This is a genomic window from Mesorhizobium sp. M7A.F.Ca.MR.362.00.0.0 (assembly GCF_004023175.1).
In the GTDB taxonomy this organism is placed as follows: Bacteria; Pseudomonadota; Alphaproteobacteria; order Rhizobiales; family Rhizobiaceae; genus Mesorhizobium.
The window spans coordinates 1-4,785 of the sequence record NZ_RZTF01000452.1 but is presented as its reverse complement, the minus strand read 5'-3'; the positions used below and the strand labels follow the sequence as shown (position 1 = coordinate 4,785).

At 58.1% G+C, this 4,785-nt stretch carries 5 protein-coding genes and 2 pseudogenes; 2 read left to right on the top strand and 5 right to left on the bottom strand.

Going from position 1 to position 4,785, the window contains the following annotated elements:
- The 3 genes and pseudogenes from EOC06_RS41025 to EOC06_RS32765 all read right to left on the bottom strand — a co-directional run.
- Window positions 1-326: hypothetical protein (locus tag EOC06_RS41025; protein WP_206631305.1), on the bottom strand; the 326-nt coding region annotated here is incomplete at its 3' end.
- Between the two features lie 297 nt (window positions 327-623).
- Window positions 624-978 (bottom strand): annotated as a pseudogene (locus EOC06_RS44085) (DDE-type integrase/transposase/recombinase); the annotation flags it as partial.
- 115 nt (window positions 979-1,093) lie between these two features.
- Window positions 1,094-1,306 (bottom strand): DUF5372 family protein, encoded by a 213-nt coding sequence (locus EOC06_RS32765; protein WP_164898868.1) that lies wholly within the window; start codon window positions 1,304-1,306, stop codon window positions 1,094-1,096.
- 94 nt (window positions 1,307-1,400) lie between these two features.
- On the opposite strand from EOC06_RS32765, the pseudogene EOC06_RS32760 reads away from it, so the two are divergent.
- Together EOC06_RS32760 and EOC06_RS32755 are read left to right on the top strand one after the other, a co-directional pair.
- Window positions 1,401-2,156: pseudogene (locus EOC06_RS32760) on the top strand (IS21 family transposase); the annotation flags it as partial.
- 16 nt (window positions 2,157-2,172) lie between these two features.
- Complete coding sequence (locus EOC06_RS32755; RefSeq protein ID WP_280953412.1) at window positions 2,173-2,643, top strand: ATP-binding protein; 471 nt, start codon at window positions 2,173-2,175, stop codon at window positions 2,641-2,643.
- Window positions 2,644-3,129: 486 nt separating this feature from the next.
- On the opposite strand, the gene EOC06_RS32750 is transcribed toward EOC06_RS32755, so the two are convergent.
- Both EOC06_RS32750 and EOC06_RS32740 read right to left on the bottom strand, forming a co-directional pair.
- The gene (locus EOC06_RS32750; RefSeq protein ID WP_095489699.1) at window positions 3,130-3,804 is read right to left on the bottom strand and encodes a RolB family protein; all 675 of its coding nucleotides are present in this window, start codon (window positions 3,802-3,804) and stop codon (window positions 3,130-3,132) included.
- 809 nt (window positions 3,805-4,613) lie between these two features.
- The coding region (locus EOC06_RS32740) for a transposase (protein ID WP_164898867.1) at window positions 4,614-4,785 on the bottom strand (172 nt) is incomplete at its 5' end.

The window sequence follows — 4,785 nt, the reverse complement described above, 5'->3', positions numbered from 1 at the left end:
CAGAGCGACGTAAGCGCCGCCACTACGCCTCCGGCATCGTCGAAACGCGGGCCCAACGAGCAGCCCGTGAACAGCGCGAAGCAGATGAACGCGCTAGGCGGCACGTCCAAGGGCTTGAAGAGCCCGATTTGGAGTGGCCGGAGCGTGAGCGCCGTCGCTACGCTCCGGGCATCGTTGAAACCCGGGCCCAACAGGCGGCCCGTGAACAGCGCGAAGCCGATGAACTCGCAAGGCGACATCACCGCCGTGAGCCCGATCCTCAAGACCTCGATCCTAATCAACCCCGGCGCCTTCGCAGCGGCCGCGTGGCCGAACGATCGCGCCATGACCCGGGCGGTTCTCGCTGAGTACGACCATGAGAAATATTGAAACCACAGGATGCCAAGCCTGACTCAGGAGAACGCGAAAAAATTCGGACTCGCGCGAATTCTGAAGGCAGAGAAGATGTTTTGTGCCAATCGTCGAGCGAATTGATCGTCGCTTGACAGAAGTCAGCGAAGTTGAATTCAATCATCAATGCCCCCGGGTCCCAGGTCCCTAAAAAGATACGTTCTGTTGAAAGTTTTTCTGCGTCATGACGGGGCCGGCCGCTGTCATGCCGCTAGTATGGCGAACTGTTTGGCCAGCATCGGCCGCACACGGCGCTTGATGCGCCGCTGGTCCTGCCCGAACCCTGATCCTTTTAACCGATTTGCCACATCGCAGAACCGGATGGCTTCGTTATTGGTCAGGCTGCCGTCGATGACAATGCGATGGGGACTCGGTCATGGCGCTCCAGCGCTTTCCTGAAGAAGCGCGTGGTCGCCAGCAGGTCGTGATGCTCGCTGAACCAGAATTCGACCGTGTCGCCGACACTTTCGATGGTTCGGTAGAGATACATCCACTCACCGCGAATCCTTGATGTAAGTTTCGTCGATGGCCATTTGCAAGTGACCGCACGCTTTGGTTGAAGCGCTCCAGCAACCGCGGAGGAAAATGAAACCCTAGCGATGAACCATCGAATGATGGGCGCCGATGACTGGAACGACGGTGAATCCGGCATGCGGCGGCATAATTAGGTTGACACATGCGGCATAAATTGCCTGACACGTGTTCAGCCGCCATGGCTGCGCTCGATTTGCTCGATCAACGCCGCCAGGGTTGCCAGATCATCTGGCCGCACGAACGACCGACCGGCCGCGACCTGAATGAAAACATCGGGTTCAGCGACGTCCGTCCATGACGCAAGCAGTGAGCGAAGTCGTCCCGCCGCATCGTAGAACATGACGCGGTCCTCGCCCCAGTTCTGCTTGCGGGTCAACAGCACGAAGCGCTCGCCGCGCCACGATGGAACGGGTGCGTGATCTCGAACTCTATACGCGCTCGAGTGTCAGCACGAACTGCAGTCCTGGACTTGAAAGAAGGGCAAGGTCGAGGGCGCGGTGCTGATCGTCGAGCGCTGGATTCTGGCGCGGCTGAGGAATCGATCCTTCTTCTCGATCGTCGAGCTCAACGCGGCGATCGCCGAACTGCTCGAGGAGCTGAACAACCGGCCGATGCGCCATATCGGCCAAAGCCGCCGCGAACTGTTCGAGGAGATCGAGCGGGCTGCCTTGAAGCCGCTGCCGGCGACGCCGTTCGAATACGCGGAATGGAAGACGGCCAAGGTGCATCCCGACTACCATGTCGAGGTCGACAAGACCTTCTACTCGGTGCCGCACCGTCCAGGTGCGGCTCACCCACCGGACGTCGAGATCTTCCACGATCACCAGCGCGTCGCCAGCCATGTCCGCCGCTCGCAGCGCTCCGGCCATGTCACCGTTAACACCCACATGCCCAAGGCCCATCAGCGCTATGCCAATACGACACCGGCCAACCTGATCGGCCGGGCGGCCCGGATCGGCCCCAACGCCGCCATCCTGGTCGAGCGCATGCTGCGCGATAGGCCACATCCGGAACAGGGCTACCGCGCGGCCATGGGCATCCTGTCGCTTTCGCCGCGCTATGGGCGGGAGCGCACCGAGGCGGCTTGCGAGCGGGCGCTGCTGATCAACGCGATCACCTACGCCTCCATCACCGCCATCCTCAAATCCGGCCTCGACCGGGCCAGCTCCGCAGAGCCGGCAAAGCCGACACCGCCGCACGCCAACATCCGCGGCTCCACCTATTACCAGTGAAGGAAAGGAAGAAAGAATGCTGACAAATCCAACGCTCGATCAGATGCAGGTCCTCGGGCTCGCCGGCATGGCCGCCGCTTGGCGCGAACTGGCCGAACAGAGCAGCGCCAATGAGCTCAGCCGCGACGAGTGGCTCGGCCTGATGCTCGACCGTGAGGTCGCCATGCGCGCCGACAAGCGCGTCAGGAACCGGCTCGCCTCAGCCAAGCTGCGCTTTCCCGAAGCTTGCATCGAGGACATCGATTTTGCCGCGCCGCGTGGCCTCGACCGGCGCAACACCATGGCGCTCGCCCAGGGCGAATGGCTGAAAGCGCATGAGAACCTGATCGTCACCGGCCAGACCGGAACCGGCAAGTCGTGGCTGGCCTGCGCCTTCAGCGAAATCGCTGTCCGGGAATTAGCGGAACCCCTGTCCGGCTTTGCGAAATGCGCAATCCGAACAAAAATGGACACGGGCAACAGGCAGCGGCGGCAGGATATATCCTGATGTATTCGCTAGCGAAGCGGGAAGAGAAAGCCCTATTTTGCTGTTGGGCAACGACCAAGATGCATCCTGTGAATGTCGCTCCGTTTTGGGGCGCCCCACTTCTGGGCTCGCGCGAGCCGCGAGGGCTTCGCGCGCGAAGGGCGAACGGGAAGCGTATTTGATTTAAGTGATGAAGTGAAATCTATTGGCTTACAGTTATAAAAAATCGAGTTTTACGTATCAATCACCGATAGTATAGGTCTACGGCGTGTCCAGTGTTTTCGTGCATAAACAAAATTCACTAGGGCGAGGAAAAAATACGCGAAACGTGGCCCTTTGATTGAATGCAAAGACGGTACAACAAAATTGCGCCGTTGGCGCATTACATATGAAAAGAAAACATAATCAAAACAACAAACAAACACGACAGATGCAAAATAAAAATCAGAATGGAGACTATGAGGGTCTAGGGCCAACGTTGGGGTATCAGCGGCGAGAGTGACACCGCTAATCCCAACCAGATGCAGTTGGCCAATCGGTGGCGGGCATGGCAGGGGGCCAAATCATCTGTCCATGGGCTATGATGTCGAACCCCCCTCTCGTCGTATCGCGGGTCCATACTTCATTGCCTTGGTAACTGAAGCGGTCGGTCCTAGCGATAGCAAGGAAATGCTGGATGTCTTCGCGCTCGACGTTAGTGCACCATCGCCGGTGGTACTTGCCCGATATAGCTGAAGCAGAGAGGACGCCATCGTATGGACGGAGGTCCATCGCCATCACCACCCCGGGAAAATACTTAGTTGGAACCTCTTCGAAACTCCTGCTTTCAACACAGGAGTTTGCAAGGAGGGCAGGCAAAAAGACATACACCAGGGGGGGGTCAGATGCATCAATCGAGAGGGCATCAACCTCAATGGCCTCATTAGCGCCACCGAGTGGAGACCGGGTCATGCAGGGCTCCGTTTCAAACGCCCCAAAAACCCTTGGAGGAAGGCTCGCAGCTTGTTCATAAGCCCGCGCCTGAGCCACCCAATTGCGCTGAGCTTTCTGGAGCCGCTTGAGGTATTCACGGTATTTTTTGGCTGCCTTCTTGAGGCCCTTGCGCAGATTGTCTCCGGTTTTGCCCGTTAGGCAGACGCTGTCAAATTGGGGGCGCACGTAGGTTGGATAGTTGTCTGCCATGGTGAAGGTTTTGATAGAGTTATAAAAGTGACTCGTTTATATAGAGGCTTGTCCAAGGAGGTGTTTGTATCTCCTTCTGCATAGTTGTGCCCGTTCGGTGCACTCAAGGGGTATTTTTGTTGATGGGTCCCTTAGGCAGCCGTTGGCCTCCGCTATAGTTCAAGGGGCGCAACTGTAGCGGTTGCTAAGTCAACAACATCTCATATTCTTTCCAAGAGCTATTTACCGCTGCGAATTCTGGAAGAGCCAGATTAGTGCCGCCCACGGACCCAATGAAAAAGTGACAGAGACCCGTTGATACCGACCGATTAGTGGCATTGATTGGCTGGCTGGCTGGAAGGCATTGATTGGGTGGCTGGGCTGGGGAAGGCATTGATTGGGTGGCTGGCTGGCTGGTGGCATTGGCTGGCTGGCTGGCTGGCATTGATTGGCTGGCTGGCTGGAAGGCATTGATTGGCTGGCTGGCTGGCTGGCAGGATATATGGCTTTGTAGCCTTTCTTTGTTCGTGCATTCGTGCATTCGTGCATTCGTGCATTCGTCACGTAAGCGGGGAAGCCGTGAAGTGGACCGCCGATTTTGGACCAGCGGCTTAGGTGGTGCGGATGCCGTTGCCACATGCCCACGCTTTGCTAGCCACATTGATCGTGGTGTTCGAGGGCCGGAGCGAGGTCGGCCTCATGCGCGGTTTGATCAGCATTTTACCGCAATACGCGAAACCTCGCCTGCGGGGCTACTCTCATCAATGGCAATGGCGATGAAACCTTCAGCCGCGGGACTGTCAGGAATTCTGTGCGCGAGGCCGGTTTCGTCATTGGCTGACGAACCTTTCGCCGAAGACGACGGCGAACTGGGTTTTGGCCTCGAACCACTCGCGCGGCGGTCGTTTCCAATCCTCGGCGGCGTGGTTCAGGACCAGATATAGCAGCTTCATGGCCGCATCGTCACTCGGGAAGTGTCCCCGGGTGCGGACAGCGCGGCGC

Bases quoted from the DNA above. Each gene is read 5' to 3' on its own strand.
- EOC06_RS32755 (WP_280953412.1), top strand. From the start codon at position 2,173: ATGCTGACAAATCCAACGCTCGATCAGATGCAGGTCCTCGGGCTCGCC.
- EOC06_RS32750 (WP_095489699.1), bottom strand. From the start codon at position 3,804: ATGGCAGACAACTATCCAACCTACGTGCGCCCCCAATTTGACAGCGTC.